This window comes from Mesobacillus sp. S13, assembly GCF_020422885.1.
Taxonomy (GTDB): Bacteria; Bacillota; Bacilli; order Bacillales; family Cytobacillaceae; genus Mesobacillus; species Mesobacillus selenatarsenatis_A.
The window spans coordinates 3,804,001-3,829,703 of sequence record NZ_CP084622.1; the positions used below are offsets into that span (position 1 = coordinate 3,804,001).

A 25,703-nucleotide genomic window follows, 5' to 3' on the forward strand; every position below is an offset into this window, starting at 1 on the left:
AGGAAGATTGTTGCTGTAAGCAGTATCCGGATTCAATCCAGACTGACCACAAACCTAAAGAATGGATTTTCAAGCTTAAAAAGGATAATCTAATCGTAGAGTTTTTTAAATCGATGCTATTGGAAAGGAATAAATTATGATTGCGAAAACAGAAGAAGATTTTAACGGATTAAAAGAAATCGGCAGGATTGTCGGCTTGATTCGCGAAGAATTAGTTGGGAAGACTGCACCTGGAATTACCACCAAAGAGCTCGATGAAATGGCAGGCAGGTTGTTTGATGAGCATGGAGCTATTTCCGCTCCAAAGGGGGAATACAATTTCCCAGGATATACATGCATCAGTGTGAATGAAGAAGTCGCCCACGGGATTCCGGGCAGCCGTGTGATCAAAGAGGGCGATATCGTGAATATCGATGTTTCCGGCTCAAAAAATGGATATTTCGCTGATACTGGCATCTCGTTCGTCGTTGGCGAAGGTGATCCGATTTTAACCAAGATTTGTGAAACGGCTGTAGAGGCTTTTGAAGCAGGCTTGAAAAAAGCGAAACCAGGCTCGAAGAAAAGCGGACTTGGCAAAGCAGTTATAGCGACCGCGCGAAAGAACGGACTGACAGTGATCAAAAACCTTACTGGCCACGGAATTGGGCGTACTATCCATGAAGCCCCCGATCACATATACAACTATCATGAGCCATGGGATGACGAACTGTTAAAAGAAGGAATGGTCATCGCATTCGAACCATTCATCTCAACACGCGAAGAAGAAGTCTTCCAAAATGAAAACGACGAATGGACCTATGTAACAGAAAACAGCTTTGTCGCTCAATGCGAGCATACGATCATCCTTTCGAAAAATGGGCCGATTGTGATTACCCGATAGAGCTCTTTTCCCGATGGAACCCCTTGCTGCTGCAGGGGTTCTATTTTTTTGGCCAATTCCTTTTATTTAATACTATATTCCTATTTTTCGTATTACTAAAAAAAATACAACAAAAATGATTGACACTTTTTCTTTGACACAGTAAAGTAATAAACAAGATTCATAACTCAATATTCGTTACTTCTTATCAAGAGAGGTTGAGGGACTGGCCCTATGACACCTCGGCAGCGGACTCCTTTGGAGGACTGTGCCAAATCCAGCAAGCGGGAGCTTGACAGATAAGAAGAGGCCGACTTTTAATTTTGATGTCCTCTTCTTTCTGAAGGGGACTTTTTGCTTTTCAAAATATCCCCACTTTTAATTTAATATCGATACTTTCTTATCAAGAGAGGCGGAGGGACTGGCCCTATGAAGCCTCGGCAGCGGACTCAAATGAGGACTGTGCCAAATCCAGCAAGCAATAGCTTGGGAGATAAGAAGAGTAATTGTCCTGCATTCATTGCGGCATGCCCTCTTCCTGTTTCCGGGAAGAGGTTTTTTTATTCATCTACAAAGGAGGAAGACAGTTGATTACGTTTGAACAAGTGGAGAAAGTTTATGAAAGCCGCGGGAATAAGGTAGCGGCACTTAATGGAATCGATCTGGAAGTTAAAGAAGGAGAGATATTTGGAGTCATTGGTTTTAGCGGTGCGGGAAAAAGCTCGCTGATCCGCTGTGTGAATTTGTTGGAACGGCCGACATCTGGAAGGGTGATTGTGGATGGCTGCGATATGACTTCCCTGTCTGTAAAAGAAGTGAGAGAGGTTAAAAAGAATATTGGGATGGTATTCCAGCATTTCAATCTTTTAAACTCCAAGACAGTATTTGAAAATGTTGCGATGCCCCTCATTCTCAGTAAGCTTCCGAAGGTGAAAATCAAAGAGCGGGTTTATCAGTTGCTCGACTTTGTCGGACTGGCTGATAAAGCAGACAATTATCCAGACCAGCTCTCGGGCGGCCAGAAGCAGCGAATCGGAATTGCCCGGGCTCTGGCAACCCAGCCGAAAATCCTGCTTTGCGATGAAGCGACATCTGCCCTGGATCCGCAGACAACCAGCTCGATCCTGCAGCTTTTGAAAAAAATCAATAAGGAGTACAACATAACGATTTTAATCATTACCCATGAAATGTCCGTCATCAGGGAAATTTGTGACAGAGTTGCTGTCATCGAGGATGGAAGAATCATCGAGGAAGATACTGTCTTCAGTGTTTTTTCAGCGCCTAAAACAGAAACGGCAAGAAATTTCGTCAGCACCATCATGAATGACAGCATTCCTGATTCCGTGTACAGGATTATTGAAGAAAATTCAGGACTGCATAAGGTATTCCGCATCAACTTTGTCGGTCAGTCAGCCGGTCAGCCGCTTCTGTCCCAGCTTTCAAAGAAATTCGATATCAACGTCAATGTTCTTTTCGGCAATATCACAGAGCTTCAAGGAATCCCATTCGGAAACCTGATTGTCGAGTTTCAGGGCAGTGATAAAGAAATTCTGAGAGCCCTTAATTTTATCGATCAGCAAAAAGTAAGCATAAAGGAAGTGACAGCACATGCTAGTTAATTCAGAGCAAATTATTCAGGCCTTAATCGAAACACTGCAAATGGTTGCGTTCTCCCTCCTGTTTTCGGCAGTCCTCGGAGTGCCGCTGGGAATCGCGCTTGTGGTCACCAGGAAAGGCCATTTACTTGAAAACGCCCCTGTCTTCAATGTACTAAACAGTCTCATCAACGTCTTTCGATCAGTGCCATTCATTATCCTGCTGGTCGCAATCATCCCGCTGACCCGGCTGATTGTTGGTACGTCAATTGGTACAGCAGCGGCTGTAGTTCCACTAGTCTTCTATGCCGGTCCGTATATTGCTAGATTGGTAGAGAACTCCCTGCTGGAAGTGGATCCCGGAGTGATTGAGGCAGCTGAATCAATGGGTGCCACACCATGGCAGATTGTTTTCAAATTTATTCTTCCCGAAGCGATGAGCTCGCTGATCCTTGCTTTTACGATTGCGACGGTTGGATTGATCGGTGCATCAGCAATGGCCGGAGCAATCGGCGGCGGCGGCCTGGGCGACCTGGCAATTACATATGGTTATCAGCGCTTTGATACCCAGACAATGTTCATCACAGTTGGCATCTTGATTGTAATGGTTCAGGGACTTCAATCCCTTGGAAATATATCAGCTAAAAAAATCAGAAGAAGATAACCAGGAGGAAAACAAAATGAAAAAACTACTATTACTATTGATTGTACTTAGTCTCGCATTAATTAGCACCGCATGCTCAAGCTCTTCATCATCAGCTAAAAGCGGCGAAACCGTCAAAGTGAAACTTGGCGTCAGCGGAACCGATCACCGAGTCTGGGATTTCGTTGCCAAAAAAGCAGAAAAAGAAGGAATTGAAGTCGAAATCGTCACTTTTTCTGATTATGTTCAGCCGAACCTGGCACTTGCAGAGGGTGAACTGGATGCAAACTCATTCCAGACGGTTTCCTATTTTGACGCTTTTATCAAGGAACATAATCTAGACCTTGTACCAATCGCTACCACACTTATTGCACCAATGGGTCTCTATTCAGATAAATACAAAGACGTGAAAGACATCCCTGAGGGCGGAAAGATTGCTCTTGCAAATGAAGCTACCAATATGGGAAGAGGACTTCTTTTACTCCAGGAAGCTGGTTTGATCAAGCTTGAAGACGGCTTCGATGGTATTGGCTCCCTCGATAAAATCGTTGAAAATCCGAAGAACCTTGAATTTGTGACGCTTGTTGCCGGACAGACTCCGAGGGTACTGCCAGATGTAGCAGCATCCATCATCAATAATGGAATCGCAGTTGATGCAGGACTTACACCGAAGAAGGATGCGATCTTCCTTGAGAGTGCAACTGCAACTCCATACATCAACATCATCGCTGTCCGCGAAGAAGATAAAGAGAATAAAACTTTGAAAAGATTAGCTGAACTTTACCAGCAGGATGACACAAAGGAGTTCATCGAGAAGGAATATAAAGGTAATACGCTTCCTACTTTTGTGCCGCTTAGTGAAATTGGCTGGTAATAAGACATCTGCCCAATTCTATGACCATAATTCGGAAAATTCCCTTTACGGTCACATTTCCAATTGTTTTGCGACCGAATACTCTCAACATCGATCGATTTACGATAACTATGTGACCCTTGCAGTCCTTAAGAGGTTGCATAAGTTAGATCAGAAACATCCATTTAAATAGAACTCAAGGAGGATGCAGGATGACCACACCAGTTAAAGCACTTCAGGAATTAAAGGATATTATTACACAAAGCGTCGAGCTTAATAAAGAACTTTACTTATCAGCCAGCCATGAGATCCATGAAAGACCGGAAATCGGCAATGAAGAATATTTCGCATCTGCGCGGCTCATCAAGGTTTTAGAGGATGAAGGTTTTGAAGTTGAAAGAGCGGTAGCGGGACATGAAACATCCTTTGTTGCACGTAAAAAGTCTGAAAAAGCTGGACCATCGATCGCCTTTCTGGCAGAATATGATGCCCTTCCAGGGTTAGGCCATGCTTGCGGCCATAACATCATCGGCACGACAAGTGTTGCCTCTGCTATTGCACTAAGCAAGGTGCTTGAGGAAACAGGCGGTGAAGCTGTCGTTTTTGGAACGCCTGCCGAGGAGGGCGGCCCAAACGGAAGCGCTAAAGGAAGCTTTGTAAAGCATGGCCTTGTTGAAGGAATCGATGCAGCCTTAATGCTGCACCCTTCTGGACAAACAAGATTGACAACGTCTTCCCTTGCTGTTGATCCACTCGACTTTGAATTTATTGGCAAGCCAGCTCATGCAGCCGCATCGCCTCATGAAGGTATTAATGCATTGGATGCGGTGATTCAGCTTTTCAATGGAATTAATTCACTAAGACAGCAGCTAACCGATGATGTGAGAATTCATGGAATCATTACCCATGGTGGTGATGCACCGAACATCATTCCTGAATACGCAAAAGCAAGGTTCTTCATCCGGGCTGCAACACGGAGCGGATTAAATGAAGTGACCCGCCGTGTCAAAGCAGTCGCAGAGGGTGCAGCCCTGGCTACAGGTGCAAAGCTGAATGTTATTGCCTTCCAAAATGAAGTTGATAATCTTCTATTGAATGATCGATATAATGAAGTATTTAAAACTGTAATCGAAGAACTGGGAGAAACAGTTGCAACCGATGAAAGGGGCGGAATTGGCTCAACTGATGCCGGCAATATTAGCCAGGTGGTGCCAACCATTCACCCTTATATCAAAATTGGACCGGATAATCTCGTTGCCCATACTGTTCCATTCCGGGAAGCAGCCGCTTCTCAACAGGGAGATGAGGCCTTGCTTAAAGGAGCAAAAGCACTTGCTTTGACAGCTTTGCAATTGATCACAGACCGTGAATTACTGACAGATATCAAGGCTGAGTTTGAGCTAAGAAAAGCTGCGGAAAATAAGTAATATTCATTGACTTCAAATGAGCCCCTTGCAAATAGCAAGGGTTCTTTTTAATGATTGAGTTCAGCTATCCTAGTCGAGAGCCGGATGGCCATCTTAATATATCCAACTTAAATAGAGGCTCTTTTCGAAAACTTTGTTGCTTTCTCAATCAAAAGTAAAAACCGGCATCTGGTTTAAAAAGCAATCCGGTTTTATCCGCACATTATCCCCTTTAATGTAATGATATCCTTTGTTGCTGTATTCGGTATTGATCTTAAAATGATTCTGTAAACTTTTATTAAAATATGTACGAATAGCAACAATCAATATGAAAACAGCCTAAATAAAAGAACAGAAGCAAGCCTACTTCTGTTCTTCTGATCTTACCACACTGATTAAGAAGTCGATTGCTTCCATTTCTTCTCTGGTCAGATACTGTCCAATCTCTGGATTCTTCAAAATGGCTTCCGCTTGTTCAATGGTCATTAGATTGATTATCTCCTGAACTAAAATTCAACCCCCTATACTATCGGATGAGAATAGGGGTTTTTAATAGACACTTACAACAAATACCTGTTCGATTGACTCAAACACCGAGTGCCTTTCCTATATTCAAAAAATACTAAAAATTTAATTGACTTGTGGATAGATAGTATATATAGTAGTGTGTATTATTCTTCTTTTGGGTTGCATGAAAAGAAAGACTGGATGATTTTGTGATGGATTGAACAAGTCTTAACTGTCTTCCCATGAGTTTAATAATTTATAGAAATATCTCCTGATCCAACTAAAAAAATGCTTGAATCAGAAATCACAACATCAAGAAAAGGAGACAAGTGTATATGCAGCAAAAAATATCGTTTTCAACCTATGCTCTGATTGGGACCATGCTATTTGGAATGTACTTCGGAGCGGGGAATCTGATTTTTCCAATTCAACTAGGACAGCTGGCAGGCACGAATTTCTGGCCTGCACTGATCGGCTTCCTGGTAACAGCCATCGGCCTCCCATTTCTAGGCATACTGGCTATAGGCCTTTCGGGAAGTACTGGGCTGCGTGATTTAGCCAGCAGGGTGCACCCTCTTTTCGGCATCGGCTTTGCCACGGTTCTTTACTTGACAATTGGACCCTTTTTCGCGATTCCAAGAACAGCCACTGTTCCGTTCGTTGTTGGTTTTGAACCCTACATTGCCCAAGGACAAACCGGTTTATGGCTGGGGATTTTCAGTTTTGTTTTCTTCGCCATCGTTTACTTTTTCTCATTGCATCCTGCGAAGGTCATGGATTATATCGGAAAATATCTGACACCTGCTTTTCTCGTATTTTTATTTATATTAATTGGCATTTCCGTCATCAAGCCAATGGGTAGCTTTGGGGAACCGAACGGTGCCTATACCAATTTGGCTTTTATTACAGGCTTCAAAGAGGGCTATAATACAATGGATGCCCTTGCATCCCTTGCATTCGGGATTGTTGTCATCAATGCCATTAAAGGGCAAGGAATTACCTCCACGAAGGATATTGCCAAAGCAACATGGAAATCCGGTATCTTCGCAATGGCATTGATGATGCTGCTATATGGACTCATAACATATATGGGCGCCTCGAGCGTATTGGCTATTGGAACATTCGAAAATGGCGGACAAATTTTCACAGCAGTTGCCCAACACTATTTTGGGCCATTCGGGACCATCCTGCTTGCGATCATCATTGTACTGGCATGTTTAAAAACAAGCATTGGGTTAATCACGGCATGCAGCGAGTTTTTTCATGAGCTATTGCCAAAGGTTTCTTATCAAAGATTTGTACTGCTTCTTTGCATCGTTTCTTTCACTATTGCGAACTTTGGTTTGAACAATATCATCCAATTTGCTGTACCTGTTTTGATGTTCCTTTATCCATTAGCAATCATCCTTATCTTATTAACTCTGATATCCCCGCTTTTCGGGAATAAGCAAAGCGTATATGCTGCTTCAATTACGATGACATTCTTTGTGAGTTTTTTTGATGGTTATAACGCATTAGTGTCTAATCTGCCAAATATAAATATTTCATTATTTAACTCTGTAACGTCACTATATACAGACCTTCTTCCATTGTACGGAATTGGTCTTGGATGGATCATTCCCGCATTCCTCGGTGCTGCTGTGGGTTATATTTTGCCTAAAGCTCCATTACCGATGAAAAAATATCAAAAAGAACTGTAGATTTGTACTGCACCCCAAAAGTTAGAGTGAAATTTAACTTTTGGGGTGTTTATTTATGGCTAAATATAGTGAGCGATTTAAGTTGATGCTAGTGAAGGAATATCAGGGAGGTACTTATGGTTATGACACACTGGCAAGTAAGTATGGCATGTCAAGCAGTTCACCAATTAAGAGATGGGTGAAGATCTATGAAAAGTTCGGAATGGAAGGTCTAATGAGGAAACTTCAAAAGAAGGTTTATCCTGTTCAATTTAAGTTGGATGTATTAAGCTTTATGACAAGAACAGGTTTTTCAGAAACGGAAACAGCCCTTCATTTTGGTTTAACTAACCCTCCAATCATAGCTTCATGGAAAAAAGCTTTTAATGAAGGTGGTGCTGAAGCCTTAGAAAACCCGAAAGGACGACCACCTATGTCTGATAAAGCTAAGAAAAGAAAAAATAAACAAACAGACGAAAAAGAAGAGACAAAGGAACAAAAGTTAGAAAGAGAAAATGAACTTCTTCGTCTTGAGGTAGAATATCTAAAAAAGTTGCGAGCTTTTCAGATGGATCCGGACGGCTATCTCGAAAAGCACAAGCAGCGTTATCATTCGAACTCAAAGAAACGTACAGATTAAAAGATGTTTTAACAATCGTCAATATTCCAGAGTCCTCCTATCATTATCATATTAAAAGAATGAAAAAGGAGAATCCTGACCTGGAGCTTGAAGAAACTATTCAATCAATTTTTGATGAAAATAACGGCAACTATGGCTATCGTCGTATTCAATTGGAATTGAGAAACCGAGAATATAATGTGAATCATAAGAAGGTTCAACGTATCATGAAGAAACTCGGACTCAAAGGAGACAAATTCATACGAAAAACTCGCAAGTACAGTTCTTACAAAGGGAAAGTAGGTACAATTTCCAAGTACCAAATCAATCGTCGTTTTCATACTACGGTATGCCACCAAAAATTAACAACAGATATTACAGAATTCAAGTGTTTAGATGGTGTAAAACTGTATCTAAATCCAATAATGGACATGTATAACGGTGAAATTCTTTCTTATGGGATAAGTATGCGCCCAACCTTGGAGCTCGCAATTAAACCCCTCAATGAGGCCCTTGAAATCACAAAGAATTCAAAGTACAGAACAACTGTACATAGTGATCAAGGATGGCATTATCAACATAGAAAATGGGTGAACACATTAAAGAAAAACAAAGTGTTTCAAAGTATGTCAAGAAAAGGAAACTGTATTGATAATTCACCTATAGAGAACTTCTTTGGTCTATTGAAGCAGGAGATGTATCATGGCCAAGAAAGATGCTCGTTTGAAGATTTAAAGAAGAGGATTGAAGAATATATCCATTATTATAATAACAAGCGTATTAAGCAAAAATTGGCTGGCATGAGCCCCGTTCAATACCGGATTCACACCAGCCAATTCGCTGCGTAATATTAAGCTCTAACTTTTTGGGGTCACATCAATTTCTCTGCAGTTCTTTTTGTTTTCTAGGGAATTGTCTCCTTAAAAATATTCAATGGATGTCCCACTCTTTAAAGGCGAATCATTTATTTTGTTTTCTTTGAGCTTTTAATGCTACCTTTTCAAACCCATTTCCTCTTTCCTCTGCAAATTCAATATCCGCTTTTGGAAGAGCTTTATCATGCTTAGGTTTTTTCTTAGCCATTTGCTTCACCACCTTTATCAACTCTGGTTAAAAAGCTTGTATGGACATACCCCTTTTGACATCCACATTTTTAGTTTGTGTTTCTTTTCCGGGGCTATGCTTTTAGTTCTTGGTAACCAAGTACTCAATTAATTAACTGTTTTATCGTAAATCCTTCCTATCAGCCAATAAAAATGCTGCCGATCCATGGAACCGGCAGCATTTTTTATAGAATTCAGCAAAAATCACTTTGAATGGCTATTATATTCATCCTTTATTTCTTTCACTGTTTGATCGAATTGTTCGCCCCAATGATCATTGACTGTTTGGAAAATGACAGTTCCTTTTTCATCCAGCAGTCCATATCCCCTGTATGATGCATCTCCATTTTTCATATCAAAGTGATCGATCATTTCCAGATCAGGATCAGAAATGAAAGGTAGACTCTTCCCGTATTTCTCGTCCAAAGCTTCGTATAACTCACGTTGTTGTTCAGGCGTATCTTTACTGATAATATACATATTTACATCTAGATCTTTTAGTTGATCAAGATTTTCATGCAACTGAACCAGCTGCTGTTGACATAGTGTTCAGGTGTAGGTGGTAATGAAAAAAAATAGTGTTGGTTTTTCCTGTGGAAAAGTGATTTCGTTCTTGTCCTGATTCAACAATGTCATGTTTTCTTCTAATTTTGTTTGTCCGCATCCTGCCAGGACCAAGACCGACAAGAGCATAAAAAAGATGATTTTTGATTTCATAGGTATCTCCCTGTTCGAAAATCCAGATTCGAAAAATTCCTTATCAGTTCAACCATAGGTTTTTAAACTGCTGTTTTACTGAATCATCCGCAGAAATTGTTTTGTGCGGTCAGCTGTTGGATTGGTGAAAATGCTGTCAGGTGCCCCCCGTTCAACGATTACACCGCCGTCCATAAAGATCACTTCATCTGCCGCTTCTTGGGCAAACCGCATTTCATGAGTGACCACGACCATTGTCATGCCTTCATTTGCCAGATCCTTCATTACTTTTAACACTTCGCCAACAAGCTCAGGGTCCAGGGCAGATGTCGGCTCGTCAAACAGCATGACTTCCGGCTCCATCGCCAGTGCCCTGGCAATTCCCACACGCTGCTGCTGGCCGCCTGACAGTTGAAAAGGATAATAATCCATTTTGTCAGAAAGTCCTACCTTTTCGAGAAAGAATGCTGCTTTCTGGCGAGCCTTATCCTTCGTTTCTTTTTTTACGGTCAAAGGTCCTTCCATAACATTCTCCAGAGCCGTCATATGTGGGAATAGATTATATCCTTGGAAGACCATACCGGTAAGACGGCGGAACGAAGAAATAGATTTTGGTGAAACCTTTGTAGAAAAGTCAATCCTCTGCCCGCCAATAGAAATCCTTCCTTCTGTTGGTGTTTCAAGGACATTCAGGCAGCGAAGAAAGGTAGTTTTGCCGGATCCTGATGGACCGATAATGACCACAACTTTCCCTTTTTCAATTTCAAGATCAAGACCTTTTAACACTTTCAGCTGGTCAAAAGATTTTTTTAAACCTTTAATAGAGATCATACATATCCTCCTTACACACTCACTTTAGCGAGAAACATATCGGTCAAGTCGATTTTCAATTCTTCCCTGAACAATTGAAAGGATAAAGCAGATGACCCAGTAAATAAGCGCTGCTTCCGTATAGAGAAGAAGAAATTCATAGTTTGTGGTCGCGATTTCCTGTGCTCGCCGAAACATTTCGGTTAACAGAATCATGGATGCAAGTGAGGTATCTTTAACTAAACTAATAAAAGTATTGGACAGGGGTGGAATGGATACCCTTGCAGCCTGAGGGATAATGATTCTCCTCAATACCTGCCTGTTGCTCATTCCGATGGAATATCCCGCCTCCCATTGCCCCTTAGGTATTGAAAGAATGGCTGCCCTTATGATTTCAGACGCATAGGCACCAACATTCAGGCTGAATCCGATGATTGCAGACGGCCATGGATCCAGTGTAATTCCAATGGTAGGCAAACCATAGAACAAGATGAATAACTGAACCAATAAAGGTGTCCCTCTGATTGCGGATACATAAATCCTGGCAATCATCTGCAGAAGTTTTACATCCGAAATCCTGGCTAGTGCCGTTAAGACGGCTAGTCCTAATCCACAAATAAAGGAAATCAGAGTTAAAGGGATTGTATAAAAAATAGCCCCCTGTAATAGGGGGACAACTGAATTTTGGGCTATTTCCATCAGTCTTGCCAACCTTTCAGGGTCAGCCAGTATATTATTCAAGTACATTTTCACCAAACCATTTCGAGGAGATTTTGTCATAGGTACCATCTGCTACCATATCCGCAAGTGCACCATTCACTGCTTCGACAAGAGTGTCACTGCCTTGTCTGAACATCAATCCGCTTTTTGAAGCATCTTCGCTCTCTGCAACTATTCTTACTTTTGCTTCTGGCTTAGCCTTTTTAAAATCAAGGAAGGAAAGACTTTCATTGATTGTTGCATCAACTCGTTTCGATAAAATGAGTTCAATGGACTGATTAAAGCCATCAACACCAACAATTTCTGCTCCGTTCTCCCTTGCAATGTCAGCATAGTTGCTAGTCATGGACTGGGCAGCCTTTTTCCCTTTCAAATCTTCAAAACCTTTTAATTCAGTATTGTCTTCATGAGCAATCAATACTGCAGTCGAGGTGATATACGGTTTGGAGAATAAATACTTCTCCTCCCTTTCCGGCTTAATTCCCACCTGGTTTGCAACCATATCGAAACGCTTTGCATCAAGACCAGCAAACATGGCATCCCATTGAGTTTCTTTGAACTCCGCTTGAACCCCTAGTCTCTTAGCAACTTCTTTTGCGATTTCAACATCAAAGCCTGTTAGATTCCCGTCCTTGTCATGAAAAGTAAATGGAGGATAGGTACCTTCTGTCCCCACTAGAAGTTTCCCTTCTTTTTCTACCTTAGCAAGAACTGAGTTTTCTTCCTCAGTTGCATCGTTTCCTTGCAGCACTTCATCATCTTGCTCCTGTCCACCGCATCCAGATAGTAATAGAACTGCGGAAAGGATTAGAACAAATAAAAAGGAAAGTCTTTTCATTTTAATTCCTCCTATTCTAGTTGGTTTAATAAGATTTAATCATCATAATTCATTTTCTCTGGACAGTCAAAAAGTTTATCTCGTATTCCCTCAAGAAAAACATCCAGTCCTTATTAGTTACTTTCTCCAGTATGTAAAATAGCATTCCTTCATTAACAGAGATCAGTGTGATCTATTTGATCCAATCAGATGGAGAGAAACCAGATACAAGTAATGATATGGATGCTATTTGAATTTTGCTCTCTTTAGTTCCAAAGTTAAGACGTTTACCCTGGCAATGATGGGGTAACTTCTAGAATAATCATTCTATCCAAGCCAGAGATGCTTGGAAGAAAGGAGACTTGTTGTGAAAAAGAAGCTTTTTTATGGAATTCCACTGGCGCTTGCCATTTTTTTTAGCGGGTGTTCTGCGGAGACGGATCAGGAAAATGAACCACCGGTTGAGGATACTGAAAATGATGTGGAAGATGAGGATTTCAAACTGGATGATGATAAATCTGACAGTGATGGGGAGTAACCCCTATATACACGAAAAAATGCTGTTCCTTCAAATCCGAAGGAACAGCATTTTCTTTTACTACTCTTTGTAAGTAATTGCCTGCCTTCCGAACTGCTCCCATCCAGCTACGAAGTCTTTTTTTGAGAGCTTCTCGTTTTTACCTTCCAGCGGATCATTAACATACACATGATCCTCATCAAATCCAGTGACCAATACCGAATGCCATTTGTATGTGATCCTTTCTTTGCCTTTTTTGGTGTTCCAAGTTTCCCAGTGCTTTTCTGGCACGACGGCAAATGTACTTGGTACCAGTACCCATACTGGACGGCCATCTTGAATATGCTTCTCTACTTCTTTAAATCCTTTTCCCGTCAGGTCCAATATTTTTCCCGGAAGGTATTTCTCACCCAATTCTGCAACGGGACCATGATAGACTCCTAGCCCTGGCTCGTCCATTGTCTTCATATTACCTACAAACCCCTCACTCGGATGCCCCTTCTGTCCGTCTTTTTCAAATGGAACACGGTCAATTTCCTTCGATAGCTCCATCTTGCCAACATCCTTGCCCGCATGCTGTAAAAGCATAGCAAGTGATGTGACCTCGCAGCCTCGCTCTAACTCGGGCAATTGGGATATATGTGGAGCGTCAAGTGTCACTTTTGACTCACTGTCTTGCTTTGTATTTTTTTCATTGGAATTCTTCATCTCCGTTTGTTGATTCCCATCAGAGGCAGGGTCCTTGTCTGGAGGAGGACTATCTGCACCCGTACAGCCAGCGAGCATGATGACTAATGGTAAAATTGCTTTTCTCAACCTTTTTCTCTCCTTTTCAAAGTGAAGTTTTAATAAAAAAACCTTAGAACCGAGACGGTTCTAAGGCCTTCCATCTTGCATTATTCTTCAACCGATTCTTCGATTGTTTCCTGTTCATCTTCAGTTAATTCTTCATCATTCTCAGTTGTTCCCTCTTCAGGTTCACCAGGGAATTCTTGGGTTCCATCTGGAGCCGGAGGAGCTTGTTCATCCTGTTCCATCACCGGATCCTCTTCAGGCGGCGGCTCTTCTTGTGCTCCGCAGCCGGCAAGCAATAGGCCAGTCCCAAACGTGACTGAAAGCAGTAAGTTTTTTGTCTTCATGTCGGCACTCCTTCCTATTCTTGTAATACCTTACTTATAGCCCATATGAGTGCAGATAAACATTTCTACGAGAATACAGAAGACTGAGGCCCTGCAATAAAAAGCTGCAAACCAGGTGGCTTGCAGCTTTTCATGTTTATAAAGGTTTTCCTGCATCACTATTTGCATTAACCTTTTTTCGCCCTGTTACCAGTGGAACTAAAATAGTCAGCAAGCTCACAATGATCAGCGTCAGTGCGATTGGCTTATCCATAAAGATGCCTAGGCTTCCGTTTGATATTGTCAGCGTTTGCCTGAAGGCTTGTTCCATCATTCCACCAAGGATAAAGGCAAGAATAAATGGTGCCGCCGGAAACGAGAACATCCTCATCAGGAATCCAATGATTCCAAATGCGACTAGCATATACAGGTCAAAGGTATTGAAGCTGATGGCATATACTCCAATCAAGCTGAAGATGATCACAAGTGAAATCAATAGCGGCCGTGGAATCCTGAGTACCCTCGCGATGTAAGGAATCAACGGAAGGTTAAGGATCAATAGGAAAATGTTCCCGACATACATACTAGCAATGATCCCCCAAAATACTTCTGGACGGTCTTGAATCAACAATGGACCTGGCTGTACACCGAGTACTAAAAATGCTCCCAGCAGAACAGCTGTTGTTCCCGAACCTGGGATGCCCAGGCTGAGGAGCGGAACAAATGCTCCTCCTGTAGCAGCATTATTCGCTGTTTCAGGAGCTGCCAAGCCTTTTATAGAGCCTTTCCCAAATTCTTCTGGTTTTTTGGACAGCTTCTTTTCGGTGATATAAGCAATGAACGAAGCGATTGTTGCTCCAGCCCCTGGCAAGACACCGATAAGGAATCCCAGAAAAGACTGCCTTGCCATCGGCCCGCTCATTTCCTTTACATCTTCCTTCGACAAACGAAGGCTGCCAATCTCTTTATTGTCACTCATTGAACTGTCTTTTCGATTTAAGACGAGTGTACTGACTTCTGCAAGAGCAAATAACCCAAGCGCGATGACCAGGAAGTCAATCCCCTCAAGGAGATTCGGGTTCCCGAAAGTGAACCTGCTTGTCCCTGTCTGGCTGTCGATCCCGATTGTAACGACCATGAAACCAAGCGTCGCTGAGATGAATGCCTTGATGGTTGACCCATCAGATAAACTTGAAATGGCAGTCAGGCCCAGGAACATGAGGGCAAAGTATTCTGCTGGACCGAACGATACTGCAACAGCTGATAAAATTGGCGTGAATAACATGAGCAGAATGACACTGACTGTCCCCCCTGTAAAAGAGGCAATTGCCGCAATGGCAAGCGCCTTTCCTGCTTTTCCCTGCTGGGCCATCGGGTATCCATCAAACGCTGTCGCGACTGTCCCGGCAACACCCGGAGCGTTTAGAAGAATCGAGGAACTTGAACCTCCAAAGATGGCACCATAATAAACCCCGGCCATCATGACCAATGCTACCGTCGGATCCATCGTGTAAGTGATCGGGATCATGATCGCGATCGCACTGATTGGACCCAATCCTGGCATCATTCCGATGAATGTACCTACAAAAACACCGATAAATACGAACAGGATTCCCTCTAAGCTAAAAGCCACCTGAAATCCTGACATTAAACCTTGAAATGCATCCATGATCTACCCTCCTTTTACAACGGGATAATTCCTGCTGGCAAATTAATTTTCAAAAGATAGTTGAATAGTCCATATATAACTAGAGAAAATGCAATCGAAACAATTGCATTGGCTACATGCTTCTTATATCCGAGGAATATTGAACATCCAAAAATAAATAAGGCAGTCATGAGTAAAAACCCGACGATTTCTAATAGAAAAATATAAATTAAGATAAAAACAAGAACGGACAATAATAATAAAACATTCTCTTTGGTAATGGTTCGCTTAAGCTTTTCCGCTTCAGTCTCTTCTTTTTTATCAAAATATAAAAGAACTGCGAAAAACAGCAATAGCAATCCTAAACCCTTAGGCACGACATCCGCATCAATGATGGCGTTGGGGTATTTCGGCAGATTATAGCTTAATACCAAATAGAAACCTGCTAGTATTGCCAGGATTACGGCAATTTTTTGATTGATCCTGCTTAGCAATGGTGGTCACCTCTTTTAATAGAATGAAAGATAGAACAGGCATGACTGCTCTATCTTTCGAATTGGCTCTTTCGCACTTCAGTCAGAAGTCAAAAAGAGCCCTGAATTAAGTTCCTTGCCGAGAGTTAGCGAGCCAACCCTAACTCTTCAAGAAGCTTTTGCATGTCTTCTGCTTCTTTTTTCAAGAACTCGCTGTATTCTTCGCTATCCATGTAAAGTTCGCCCCATCCATATTTCTTGCGGATTTCATCCCATGCTGGAGAGTCGCTTAATTCCTTGAATTTTTCTTCATAATACTTAACTGCAGCAGGATCCATTCCTGGTGGTCCAAAGAAGCCTCTCCAGTTTACAAACGTTTCATCAATTCCCTGTTCCTTTGCTGTTTGGAAGTCAGATAGAACTTCTCCTTCCAATCTTTCTTCAGAAGTGATACCAAGAACCTTGATTTTACCTGCTCTTACTTGTTCAATTGTTTCAGCAACGCCAGTTGTATAAACATCCACACTTCCATTTAATACAGCTGTTAAACCGCCTGCATCAGGGTCAGAGATATACTTGATTTTTTTTACATCAACGCCCGCAGCCTTAGCAATTTTCACGAACTGCATATGGTCCATACTGCCTGGTGACGACGTTCCAATAACGCTGACGCTTGCCGGATCCTTCTTCATGTCTTCAAAAAGATCGTTCAGGTTATTCCATTTTGCATCCGCTTTAACAACGAAAGCACCATAGTCTGCGATTACGTTCGCTAGCGGAGTGAAGTCTTCATACCCGTACTCCGACTGCCCGTTTAAAGGAACTAAAATTAATGGTGGAGAAGCTACGAACATATTATGCTCGCTATCTTTCTTACCAGCGATATAAGCCCAGCCAATCGCTCCGCCTCCACCTGCTTTGTTCACTACCGGCAGGCGCTGATCAATGATTTTCTCCTGTTCGAAAACTTGTGAAGCCATACGTGCAGTTGTATCCCAACCGCCGCCAGGTCCAGCTGGTGCCGTAATTTCTATCGGCTTAGTCGGTTTCCATTCCCCATTTTCCCCTGTAGCACCGCCCTCGCCAGATGACTGGTTCGAACATCCTGCTGCCAGCAGCATTGTGAACGCTGCAGCCGTCGCTAAAAACTTTTTCATTTTGTTTCCCCCTTATAAATCTTCTTCCATCCTTAACCGCTATATTAATTCAGAATAATTAAAATGTAACCGTTTACAATTTTACTTCCATAAAAAACTTTGTGGATGTTTTGTTCATTTTGTTCACGGAAGCGGTATCGATTACATAAAAAAACATCTCCCGTAAAAGGAGATGTCTTAAACCATATAGTATTTTCGCTCTGGTCTTCCAACGATTCCGTATTCTAATTCAGCTCTAGCTTTCCCTATGGAAATTAAATATTCCAAATACCTTCTGGCTGTCGTTCTTGAAGCGCCTAACTGCTCACCTAAAAGCTCAGCATTTATGCCGCTTGAAAGCATGCTCAAGGTTTCTTCAACTTTTCCAAGAGTTAACGGGTCGATTCCTTTTGGCAGAAGGTCGGATACCGGTTCAGCTTGCACGCCAGTGATCACCTTGTCGATGATTGCCTGATTGAATTCCTCATTGGATTCCATCAGTCGCCTGCGCCTGACCACCTTTTCGATAGCTTCCCTGAATCGTTCGAAAGTGGCTGGCTTAACGATATAATCTACTACTCCATTGCGTATTGATGGCTCCACCACTTTCCGTTCTGTAGAAGCAGTAATCAGGATAATATCCAAATTCTCGAATCGTTTTCTTAAGGCTGGCAGTATGGATACACCGTTTTTGTCGGGAAGATAATTATCCAGCAGCAACACATCTACTTCCTTAGTTTCCAGCAGGTCAATCGCTTCCCTGGCATTCAATGCTTTACCTGCGACCGTGACTCCCTCGATTTTTTCTAAAAACTGTTCATGGATTGACGCAACCCTGAAATCATCTTCTGCAATAGCTGCCTTGATCATTCCACCACCCCTTTTCCCTGTTAGATGTCCAATCTTCGATAAGTCTAATTTGCAGTACTGAATCTCTTTTTCGGCAGGTAAACGGTCAATACCGATCCTGTGCCAGGCTTGGATTCTACCTCAACGTTTCCATCCAGTTTATCGATTGCCTGTTTTACGATTGCCAGACCATATCCACGGTTTTCCTCGCCCTTTGTGGAAAAGCCCGTCTCAAATATCTTATCTGTCTCATGGAGTGAGATACCTGATCCATTGTCGTATACTTCAATGATCAAATCCTCACCTAGGTCAATCGCAAAAAATGTCACTTCCCCATCTTTGCTTCCTTCCACAGCATCAAAGGCATTGTCAATGAGATTTCCGATGATCGATATAACATCAGTGTAGGGAATATGTGCGGGCAGCGGACCCATACTGCTATTCTCATCTATGACAAAATGAATTTTTTTCTCTGAAGCTTTCCCCAGTTTGCCTAATAAAAGTGCCTGTATTTTCGTATCGAAGATTTGGTCAAAAATGATTTTATTTTGACTTTCATGAACTTCTGATTCTGCCTGAATCATTTCTATAGCCTCATCATGCTTACCCAATTGAAGCAGACCTGACAGCACATAAAGCTTGTTGGAAAATTCATGTGTTTGTGCCCGTAAATCCTCGGAATACCTCTGCACTTCACTCAGAGTTTCGAGCATTTTATTGATCTCTGTTTTATCTCGGAATGTAGATACCACACCGATTACTTCACCATTTTCAATAATTGGTGTCCGATTGATGATCATATCTCTATTCCTTAAGGTGATTTCATGATCACGGTCCGGCTTTCCCGATTCCAGTACACTATACACACCGGTATTGGGGATGATACTCTCAATCTTTTGATTCACGCTGTCTTCTTGTATATCCAATAGTTCTTTAGCAGACTGATTAATCATTGTTATGTATCCATTTTTATCAACCGAGATAATGCCTTCTTTTATGGAATAAAGTATGGCATTTCGCTCAAGATACAGGGACGTCATCTCATGCGGCTCCAGGCCTAGGGTTGTCCTCCGAATATTCTTAGCCAATAGATAGCTTGCAATAATACCGATCATGACGACGATCAGGGAAATGAAACCTATTTCTTTTCCTCTCTGAAAAGCATCCTCCCTTAAGTCAGCAATCATATAGCCGACTGATACGATGCCGACAATCTCACCTTGCTGATTCCGGATCGGGCCTTTTCCCCTGATTGACTGTCCTAGTGAACCTTTCGCCTTAGAGATATAAAATTCACCTTTTAATGCCGGACTGTTGTCTCCTCCTATCATTGTCAATCCAAGTTTCTTCTCATCTGGATGAGCATATCTCAGTCCATCTTTATTCCCGATAACGATGAATTGGGCCCCAGTTTCCCGTCTAATTTGATTCATGAGTGGCTGAAGAGTCTTCGAGGGATCCTCCTCCTCAAAAGCTCTAATTACAGTAGGCATTGATGATACCGTTCTTGCTAATTGAAGAGCCTGGTTTCCCCTTTGCTTTTCAACCTGCTTGTATTCAATCACCAGTGATATTGCCAGGAAAATGAAGATGATAAACACTGTATTAATAATGTTAGAGCCGATGATTTTTGTTTGCAGGGACATTTGATGCTTTTTCTTTTTCATGACTCCCCCGATGGAATTTATTATAAATCTATTAATATTCTAATAATTTTTGCTATTCTTGTCACCCTAATCAATCAAGTTTGCAGACCATGACTTTTTTACATTGATGATGGTTATGAATTAATGCTGTTAAAAGTGTCGATATCCCAAGTGGTTATCCTGCTGTCGTTTGTTTGTATGTACATGACCGGGGAATACTGTTAAAGGGCTCCATTGGAAAACCTCGATTGACCATTTAGCTTTTAGAAGGGCTCTATCGAACAATTCCATCGGCCTTTTCACAATTTTTGTCCGTTAGAAGAGCTCTATTGGACAATTCCATCGGCCTTTCCGTAATTTTTGTCCATTAGAATAGCTCTATCGGACAATTCCATCGGCGTTTCCGTAATTTTTGTCCATTAAAAGGGCTCTATCGGACAATTCCATCGGCCTTTTCACAATTTTTGTCCATTAGAAGGGCTCTATCGGACAATTCCATCGGAGTTTTCACAATTTTTGTCCATTAGAAGGGCTCAAGCGCTCTTTTATAGATAGTGGCCATTAGTATCCACTCTTTTCACAATTTGTTTTCATTGTGGAGAAAGCAACCATATAGCGGGGTGTTAAAATGAAATTGAGTGTACTTGACCAATCTGTTATCAGCAAGGGGGATACTGCTGGCCAGGCATTAAGGAATACGGTTAAGCTGGCACAAATCACGGAAGACCTTGGATATACCAGGTTCTGGGTGGCTGAACATCATAATACCAATGGCATCGCTGGTTCTTCACCGGAAGTACTGATTTCCCATATAGCGTCCATGACGAAAAAAATCCGGGTAGGATCCGGAGGTGTGCTTCTCCCGCAATACAGTCCATATAAGGTCGCGGAAAATTTCAAGATGCTGGAAACCTTGTTCCCAAATCGGATTGACGCTGGACTCGGACGGTCTCCTGGCGGGTCAGCGACAACAAGGCTTGCCTTGACTGATGGGATGAGGAAGAGCTTAAACGAATTTCCGAGACAAGTTAAAGATCTTCAGGGATTTTTAAGAAATGAACTATCCAGCGACCATCCATATCATCAGGTCAAAGCCTATCCTGAGGGACCTTGTTCTACTGAATTATGGTTATTAGGAATAACGCACAGAGGTGCAAGACTTGCTGCGGAACTAGGAACAGCTTTTACATACGGTCATTTCATTACGCCTGTTAATGGCAAAAGGTCCCTGGAACAATATTATCGGGAGTTTCAGCCTTCGGCATTACTTCATAAGCCTAAAGCAAATGTCTGTGTTTTCGTCGTTTGCGCAGAAACAGAGGAAAAGGCTGAAGAATTGGCCTTGAGCCAGGATTTATGGCTTTTGCGGGTTGAAAAAGGAATGGACACCAGAATTCCCTCGCTGGAAGAGGCAAAAAATGCTCCGCTTACTTCTAGCGACCGATCCAAGATCCTGGAAAATCGAAAGCGGATGATCATTGGCACTCCAACAAAAGTGAAGGACGAACTTTTGAGGCTTGGTGAGGTGTACAGAACTGATGAATTCATGATAATCAATAATCTGTATAGCTTTGAGGAAAAGGTGAATACCTATGCTTTGTTGGCTGACTCTCTGCTTTAATTGACTTTCTGAAAGGGGGAAGAGCCCCCTTTCCATTATTCCTTTAAATCTTTTTTAGTCATTCCGCTTCGAATATTCACATCTTTGGAGATGTTATGCTCTTTATTGTTAGGGTATTTGTTTTTCCGTTCGCGGTTGTCATTGCGATTTGTCATGGCGATCCCTCTTTCCTATTTTTTTCGGCTCTTTCCAGAATTGATGTCCTGGTCATTTCCTAACTCACCGTTTGTCCGGCCTTTTTCTTTTGCGATCTTTCCGCCGAGCCTTACATTTGGCTGGCTGATTTCTTTTTCATTCATGTTTGTCACCCCCAGTTTTAAGATGCTCAAATTTCAGATAAAAATTTATTTTCATTGCGCCTTACTGCTGTTATACAATATAATAATTTTAGATAAACTGTTATATAACAAACTTTTATAAAGGAGAGGGAGAAAGCAATGACGAAAACGGATGCGATTGCACGGAGGATTTTAGGGTGGAAGCTGAACAGATGGGACCGCTGGTTCGATTATGAAAAAGGTGTTTTCATTAATGACTCTGAATTCCAGCCGGAACAAAACCTGGTTCACGCGATGCTGATTGTCGAGCGATTGGAGAAACTGGGCTATAGCTTTTCATCCAATGGTGTTTCCGAGGCTGCTTTTAACCAATTCAAAGGGACTGGGGAAAATTTGCCTGAGGCCATCACGAATGCCGCCTATGCAATCATTGAAAATGACTCAGTAATCTCAAGTTCATCTTTGTGGCGCAAGCTGTCTTAAATCATACAAAAAGAGCTGTCATCCGTGAGATGACAGCTCTTTTGAATTTATTCCACTTTTTCGTCCTTCCCTGCCAGCCAGAATGACGCAGCAATCGATGCGATAATGACAATGAAAGGTGCGTAAAACATTGTGAATTCAGCCATTTTCCAACCTCCTATGCATGGTCATTCCTTTTCCCCTGGACATAATCTTTATTGAATAAAAACAACCTCAACAGCAGGTACAGCGATGGAAGCAGCAGCCCTAGCCCTGCAATGAATGCAATGATGAGCGCAATGGCCATCGCTTCATTGGTAAAGCTGTCGTATATGCTAAGAAACGGATAGAGCAGATACGGATAATGCGAAATACCATAGGCAAAAAAGGCAATAAAGAATTGGCCGGTCAATAGTCCGAATGCCACGCCATATGCCTTGCGTTTTCCAATCAAGTACACGGTCCCCACAAAAAGGATGAAGGAGATGGCAAACAGCCACCAAAAATCAACCAGTCTGCTGTAATGCTCAGGGTTGTGGCTCCTTAATTCCACAATGATGCCAGTTGCCGTCACGATTGCCGGCACTGACCATATCAAGGCATATTTCCTCAGCAGTTCTGTTGCCGGTTCGTCCTTTGCCTTGTTCGCATACCAGGTCAAAAAAACGGCGGATATATATAGAACGGCGGCCAGGCTCAAGACAACGATGCTCCAAGTCAAAGGACTGGTGAAAAGTGCCCAGTAGTCCAATTCTATTCCCGATGCAGTCTCCTTTACAAAGCCTCCCTCCGAAATCGTCAGCACGATCGATAGTGAGGCAGGGATGAACAAGCCAGTAAGTCCATATAAGTACGTGTACCTCTTGTTCTTCAATCCACCGTAAGTGGTGAACGCATAATAAGCTCCGCGGATCGCCAGCAAAACAACGCCAATGCTGGCCGGAACAAGAAGGATGGTTCCATAGTAATAAGCCGTTTTAGGAAAGAAGCCGACAATTCCCACGAAGAAAAATACCAGGAATACATTCGTGACTTCCCAAACTGGAGATAAATATCGCTGAATGATCCCTGTCAGGATATGCTGCTTTCCTCTGAACAAGCTATATGCATTGAAAAAACCTGCCCCGAAATCGATGGAAGCGACGATGACATATCCAAAAAGAAAGATCCAAAGAACCGATATGCCGATTATTTCAAGTGTCATCGAAACTCACCTTCCTTCTCCAGTTCCCTGTCTGCCAGTTCCTGTTCAACTGTGTTTTTCCGGAACATCCTTGTTAATACAACTGTGCTGCCGATGGCAAGGATCAAGTATAAGCCGGCAAACAGCAGCAGCATCAAATCGACCTGTCCGCTAGTCGTGGCCGCATCCTCTACCTTCATGATTCCGCGAAGGATCCAGGGCTGCCTTCCGACTTCAGCAAACCACCAGCCAAGCTCAATCGCAATTATCGACAACGGTCCGCCAAAGACGATCAGCCAGCGATACCATCTGGTCCGGATAAAACTCCATTTCATCCACACACCCACGACATAAGCAAGCGACAGGGCCATCATCCACATCCCGATCGTCACCATTCCATCAAATAAATAGTGGATATAAAGTGGAGGGATTTCATCTTCAGGGAATTCACTAAGGCCAATGACCTCAGCATTTGGATTGCTGTGTGCCAAAATACTTAGCGCATAAGGAATTTTAAGCGCATATTTTACTTCGCCGTCATCAAGAACACCATATAGCATCAACGGCGCTCCTTCATGAGTCTCGAAGTGCCACTCCGCTGCTGCCAGCTTTTCCGGCTGGTATTCTGCGAGGTATTTACCTGAGAAATCCCCAATGATCGCAGCAGCAATCGAAAAGATCAGGCCGATTTTCATTGTTAGGAATAACGCTTTTTTATGGTAGATATGATTGGATCCTTTTAAAAGCCTGAATGCGCCAATCGAAGCGAGTACAAAAGCCGAAGTCATATAAGCAGTCGCCAGCACATGGGCAACCTTTGTCGGCATCGCCGGATTGAACATCGCCAGAACCGGATTGATATTGACCAGCTGTCCATTGACCAGGTCAAAGCCTTGCGGTGCATTCATGAATGCATTCACTATTGTGATGAATACCGCTGAAAATGAGGCCCCGACCGCAACAGGGATCAATAGCAGCAAGTGTTTCTTCTGATTTTCAAACCGGTCCCAAGTATAGAGATAAATGCCGAGGAAAATTGCTTCAAAGAAAAATGCGAAGGTTTCCATGAACAGTGGAAGAGCAATGACATTGCCTGCCAATTCCATAAAATTAGGCCACAACAATGACAGCTGCAAGCCAATTGCCGTTCCTGTCACAACTCCGACCGCTACAGTGATGACAAAACCGCGCGTCCACCTTCTAGCAAGCAGGATATAATGTTCATCCTGTTTCTTGATTCCGAGCCACTGAGCGATCATGATCATGAGCGGTATTCCTACTCCTATAGTGGCATAAATAATATGGAAGGATAATGTAAGCTCCGTCAAGACACGGCTGAAAAAAACTGATTCTTCATTCCCCATTTTTTTAATACCCCTTTTCTATCCAGCAAAAATTCTTCCGATAAAAGACAGACCCATTATGGCAGCCACTATAAAAGCAAGCCACATAAGCATTTTTTCTTGTTTTTTATACATAAAGTCACCTCGAAAAAGTTTGTTCACTAAATCACATTGCTTCGTAAGCCTCTGCCTTAATCTTTTATACAGTAAAAATGTGAGAGAAATATGATATGTATTCCAATTAGGTGTCTTTCATTCCATTCCCATTATCGGGCCTGTTAAAACGGTAAAACAGTATATTGTCAGTACCCCCTTTTCGGTATCTCCAGCCTTTCTATGTATCTTTGGAAAAACCAGATCACTGCTGCGACCCACAGACCGCTGGCAAGATAGCCGCCGATGATATCACTAGGGTAATGTACACCTAAATAAATCCTGCTTATTCCAATCGCAAAAATCATCAAACTGCTGAAAAGGATGACGACAATTCTCCCAGGTCGAGTGGGTACATGGCGCCAGAGCAGGAAAGCAAGGATACTGTAAAAAGAAAAAGCATTCATTGCATGGCCGCTCGGAAAACTGTATCCGCCTATTTCAATCAGCCGGTGAAAATCTGGTCTGGCACGCAGAAAATACAATTTCAGCAATCTGTTCAGAATCGGTGTTATATACACAACAGCCAGGAATATGAGGATTTCGCCCCTGAGTCTTAACACAAAAAAAAGGAATAAGAAAATCGGAATGGTCAGGATGATGATCAATCTTGTCGAACCTATATAGGTAAAGAACTTCATCGCTGCAGTCAGCAGCCCTGCTTCAAATCCCTGCACCATATCAATGACAGTCTTGTCGAAAATAACCAAATGATCAGCCTGTACAAGATAAGACATCAAAATAAAACATAATAATGAACCAAAAAAGGCGATCAAGAGCAGATTAAGCCTCATAAATTTCCCCTCCGCTTACGTTTCAAATCACCCTTACTATTCCCTGTTCTTCCATTTTAAAAAACACTTTCAAGATTACCTTATTAGCAAGTTAGTAACATTCATAAAGCAAAAAAGAAGGAATGAATTCAATCATTCCCTCTCAAGAAAAGTGCGAGCATCTTAGTCAGCCTCG

The 25,703-nt window shown here is 42.3% G+C and carries 29 protein-coding genes, 1 pseudogene and 2 riboswitches; of the genes and pseudogenes, 11 read left to right on the forward strand and 19 right to left on the reverse strand.

What is annotated here, in order from left to right:
- Positions 1 to 136: 136 nt before the first annotated feature.
- From map to LGO15_RS19450, 5 genes are all read left to right on the forward strand, one after another.
- Positions 137 to 880, forward strand: coding sequence for a type I methionyl aminopeptidase (gene map / locus LGO15_RS19430; protein WP_226085601.1), 744 nt, complete (start codon positions 137 to 139; stop codon positions 878 to 880).
- A gap of 181 nt (positions 881 to 1,061) precedes the next feature.
- A riboswitch (SAM riboswitch) is annotated at positions 1,062 to 1,165 on the forward strand.
- Positions 1,166 to 1,256: 91 nt separating this feature from the next.
- Positions 1,257 to 1,359: riboswitch (SAM riboswitch) on the forward strand.
- A gap of 87 nt (positions 1,360 to 1,446) precedes the next feature.
- Positions 1,447 to 2,478, forward strand: a complete 1,032-nt coding sequence (locus tag LGO15_RS19435; RefSeq protein ID WP_167834384.1) for a methionine ABC transporter ATP-binding protein — start codon at positions 1,447 to 1,449, stop codon at positions 2,476 to 2,478.
- Positions 2,468 to 3,118 (forward strand): methionine ABC transporter permease, encoded by a 651-nt coding sequence (locus tag LGO15_RS19440; RefSeq protein ID WP_167834385.1) that lies wholly within the window; start codon positions 2,468 to 2,470, stop codon positions 3,116 to 3,118. The genes LGO15_RS19435 and LGO15_RS19440 overlap by 11 nt, the downstream gene beginning before the upstream one ends.
- A 16-nt stretch (positions 3,119 to 3,134) precedes the next feature.
- A complete protein-coding gene (locus LGO15_RS19445) occupies positions 3,135 to 3,971 on the forward strand; it encodes a MetQ/NlpA family ABC transporter substrate-binding protein (protein WP_226085602.1) in 837 nt (278 codons plus the stop codon).
- 191 nt (positions 3,972 to 4,162) lie between these two features.
- Positions 4,163 to 5,377 (forward strand): M20 family metallopeptidase, encoded by a 1,215-nt coding sequence (locus tag LGO15_RS19450; RefSeq protein ID WP_226085603.1) that lies wholly within the window; start codon positions 4,163 to 4,165, stop codon positions 5,375 to 5,377.
- A gap of 342 nt (positions 5,378 to 5,719) precedes the next feature.
- On the opposite strand, the gene LGO15_RS24230 is transcribed toward LGO15_RS19450, so the two are convergent.
- Entirely contained in the window at positions 5,720 to 5,842 is a 123-nt protein-coding gene (locus LGO15_RS24230) for a hypothetical protein (RefSeq protein ID WP_264163772.1), read from the reverse strand.
- 356 nt (positions 5,843 to 6,198) lie between these two features.
- Here LGO15_RS24230 and brnQ point away from each other — a divergent pair, with 356 nt between their 5' ends.
- The 3 genes from brnQ to LGO15_RS19465 are packed head-to-tail and all read left to right on the forward strand — an operon-like array spanning position 6,199 to position 9,009.
- A complete protein-coding gene (gene brnQ / locus LGO15_RS19455) occupies positions 6,199 to 7,563 on the forward strand; it encodes a branched-chain amino acid transport system II carrier protein (RefSeq protein ID WP_226085604.1) in 1,365 nt (454 codons plus the stop codon).
- Positions 7,564 to 7,618: 55 nt separating this feature from the next.
- Entirely contained in the window at positions 7,619 to 8,182 is a 564-nt protein-coding gene (locus LGO15_RS19460) for a helix-turn-helix domain-containing protein (RefSeq protein WP_226085552.1), read from the forward strand.
- Positions 8,083 to 9,009 (forward strand): IS3 family transposase, encoded by a 927-nt coding sequence (locus LGO15_RS19465; protein WP_226087933.1) that lies wholly within the window; start codon positions 8,083 to 8,085, stop codon positions 9,007 to 9,009. The genes LGO15_RS19460 and LGO15_RS19465 overlap by 100 nt, the downstream gene beginning before the upstream one ends.
- 112 nt (positions 9,010 to 9,121) lie before the next feature.
- Here the strand turns inward: LGO15_RS19465 and LGO15_RS24235 are convergent, their stop codons facing one another.
- The 6 genes and pseudogenes from LGO15_RS24235 to LGO15_RS19490 all read right to left on the reverse strand — a co-directional run bounded on the left by LGO15_RS24235 (position 9,122) and on the right by LGO15_RS19490 (position 12,328).
- Positions 9,122 to 9,244 (reverse strand): hypothetical protein, encoded by a 123-nt coding sequence (locus tag LGO15_RS24235; RefSeq protein ID WP_264163773.1) that lies wholly within the window; start codon positions 9,242 to 9,244, stop codon positions 9,122 to 9,124.
- Positions 9,245 to 9,468: 224 nt separating this feature from the next.
- Positions 9,469 to 9,798: pseudogene (locus tag LGO15_RS19470) on the reverse strand (redoxin domain-containing protein); the annotation flags it as partial.
- 15 nt (positions 9,799 to 9,813) lie between these two features.
- Positions 9,814 to 9,981, reverse strand: coding sequence for a YajG family lipoprotein (locus tag LGO15_RS19475; protein ID WP_167834389.1), 168 nt, complete (start codon positions 9,979 to 9,981; stop codon positions 9,814 to 9,816).
- 75 nt (positions 9,982 to 10,056) lie between these two features.
- Entirely contained in the window at positions 10,057 to 10,791 is a 735-nt protein-coding gene (locus LGO15_RS19480; RefSeq protein WP_226085605.1) for an amino acid ABC transporter ATP-binding protein, read from the reverse strand.
- Positions 10,792 to 10,815: 24 nt separating this feature from the next.
- On the reverse strand, positions 10,816 to 11,517 hold the full coding sequence (locus LGO15_RS19485) for an amino acid ABC transporter permease (protein WP_167834391.1): 702 nt from the start codon (positions 11,515 to 11,517) through the stop codon (positions 10,816 to 10,818).
- Complete coding sequence (locus LGO15_RS19490; RefSeq protein WP_167834392.1) at positions 11,504 to 12,328, reverse strand: amino acid ABC transporter substrate-binding protein; 825 nt, start codon at positions 12,326 to 12,328, stop codon at positions 11,504 to 11,506. Before LGO15_RS19490 ends, LGO15_RS19485 begins: the two co-directional genes overlap by 14 nt.
- A gap of 346 nt (positions 12,329 to 12,674) precedes the next feature.
- Here LGO15_RS19490 and LGO15_RS19495 point away from each other — a divergent pair, with 346 nt between their 5' ends.
- On the forward strand, positions 12,675 to 12,845 hold the full coding sequence (locus LGO15_RS19495; protein WP_167834393.1) for a hypothetical protein: 171 nt from the start codon (positions 12,675 to 12,677) through the stop codon (positions 12,843 to 12,845).
- Positions 12,846 to 12,905: 60 nt separating this feature from the next.
- Here the strand turns inward: LGO15_RS19495 and LGO15_RS19500 are convergent, their stop codons facing one another.
- The 7 genes from LGO15_RS19500 to LGO15_RS19530 form a co-directional block, all read right to left on the reverse strand.
- On the reverse strand, positions 12,906 to 13,640 hold the full coding sequence (locus LGO15_RS19500) for a C39 family peptidase (protein ID WP_226085606.1): 735 nt from the start codon (positions 13,638 to 13,640) through the stop codon (positions 12,906 to 12,908).
- Between the two features lie 80 nt (positions 13,641 to 13,720).
- Positions 13,721 to 13,963 (reverse strand): hypothetical protein, encoded by a 243-nt coding sequence (locus LGO15_RS19505; protein ID WP_167834395.1) that lies wholly within the window; start codon positions 13,961 to 13,963, stop codon positions 13,721 to 13,723.
- 136 nt (positions 13,964 to 14,099) lie between these two features.
- Positions 14,100 to 15,611, reverse strand: a complete 1,512-nt coding sequence (locus tag LGO15_RS19510; protein WP_167834396.1) for a tripartite tricarboxylate transporter permease — start codon at positions 15,609 to 15,611, stop codon at positions 14,100 to 14,102.
- A gap of 14 nt (positions 15,612 to 15,625) precedes the next feature.
- The gene (locus LGO15_RS19515; protein ID WP_167834397.1) at positions 15,626 to 16,084 is read right to left on the reverse strand and encodes a tripartite tricarboxylate transporter TctB family protein; all 459 of its coding nucleotides are present in this window, start codon (positions 16,082 to 16,084) and stop codon (positions 15,626 to 15,628) included.
- 125 nt (positions 16,085 to 16,209) lie between these two features.
- Entirely contained in the window at positions 16,210 to 17,220 is a 1,011-nt protein-coding gene (locus LGO15_RS19520) for a tripartite tricarboxylate transporter substrate binding protein (protein ID WP_167834398.1), read from the reverse strand.
- Positions 17,221 to 17,397: 177 nt separating this feature from the next.
- Positions 17,398 to 18,069, reverse strand: a complete 672-nt coding sequence (locus tag LGO15_RS19525) for a response regulator (protein ID WP_167834399.1) — start codon at positions 18,067 to 18,069, stop codon at positions 17,398 to 17,400.
- A gap of 44 nt (positions 18,070 to 18,113) precedes the next feature.
- Entirely contained in the window at positions 18,114 to 19,715 is a 1,602-nt protein-coding gene (locus LGO15_RS19530; protein ID WP_226085607.1) for an ATP-binding protein, read from the reverse strand.
- Between the two features lie 607 nt (positions 19,716 to 20,322).
- Between LGO15_RS19530 and LGO15_RS19535 the strand changes: the two genes are divergently transcribed.
- Complete coding sequence (locus LGO15_RS19535; protein ID WP_226085608.1) at positions 20,323 to 21,315, forward strand: LLM class flavin-dependent oxidoreductase; 993 nt, start codon at positions 20,323 to 20,325, stop codon at positions 21,313 to 21,315.
- Positions 21,316 to 21,485: 170 nt separating this feature from the next.
- Here LGO15_RS19535 and LGO15_RS24240 read toward each other — a convergent pair whose 3' ends face one another.
- Complete coding sequence (locus LGO15_RS24240) at positions 21,486 to 21,614, reverse strand: hypothetical protein (RefSeq protein WP_264163776.1); 129 nt, start codon at positions 21,612 to 21,614, stop codon at positions 21,486 to 21,488.
- A 138-nt stretch (positions 21,615 to 21,752) separates the two neighbouring features.
- On the opposite strand from LGO15_RS24240, the gene LGO15_RS19540 reads away from it, so the two are divergent.
- The gene (locus tag LGO15_RS19540) at positions 21,753 to 22,076 is read left to right on the forward strand and encodes a BC1872 family protein (protein WP_167834401.1); all 324 of its coding nucleotides are present in this window, start codon (positions 21,753 to 21,755) and stop codon (positions 22,074 to 22,076) included.
- A 47-nt stretch (positions 22,077 to 22,123) separates the two neighbouring features.
- On the opposite strand, the gene cydS is transcribed toward LGO15_RS19540, so the two are convergent.
- The 4 genes from cydS to LGO15_RS19555 all read right to left on the reverse strand — a co-directional run bounded on the left by cydS (position 22,124) and on the right by LGO15_RS19555 (position 25,528).
- The gene (cydS, locus tag LGO15_RS24380) at positions 22,124 to 22,222 is read right to left on the reverse strand and encodes a cytochrome bd oxidase small subunit CydS family protein (protein WP_396654820.1); all 99 of its coding nucleotides are present in this window, start codon (positions 22,220 to 22,222) and stop codon (positions 22,124 to 22,126) included.
- Between the two features lie 11 nt (positions 22,223 to 22,233).
- Positions 22,234 to 23,259, reverse strand: a complete 1,026-nt coding sequence (locus LGO15_RS19545; RefSeq protein ID WP_226085609.1) for a cytochrome d ubiquinol oxidase subunit II — start codon at positions 23,257 to 23,259, stop codon at positions 22,234 to 22,236.
- Positions 23,256 to 24,602: a cytochrome ubiquinol oxidase subunit I gene (locus LGO15_RS19550; RefSeq protein WP_226085610.1), complete on the reverse strand. Its 1,347-nt coding sequence runs from the start codon at positions 24,600 to 24,602 to the stop codon at positions 23,256 to 23,258. The genes LGO15_RS19545 and LGO15_RS19550 overlap by 4 nt, the downstream gene beginning before the upstream one ends.
- Before the next feature lie 281 nt (positions 24,603 to 24,883).
- Positions 24,884 to 25,528, reverse strand: coding sequence for a phosphatase PAP2 family protein (locus LGO15_RS19555; RefSeq protein WP_226085611.1), 645 nt, complete (start codon positions 25,526 to 25,528; stop codon positions 24,884 to 24,886).
- Between the last annotated feature and the right edge of the window lie 175 nt (positions 25,529 to 25,703).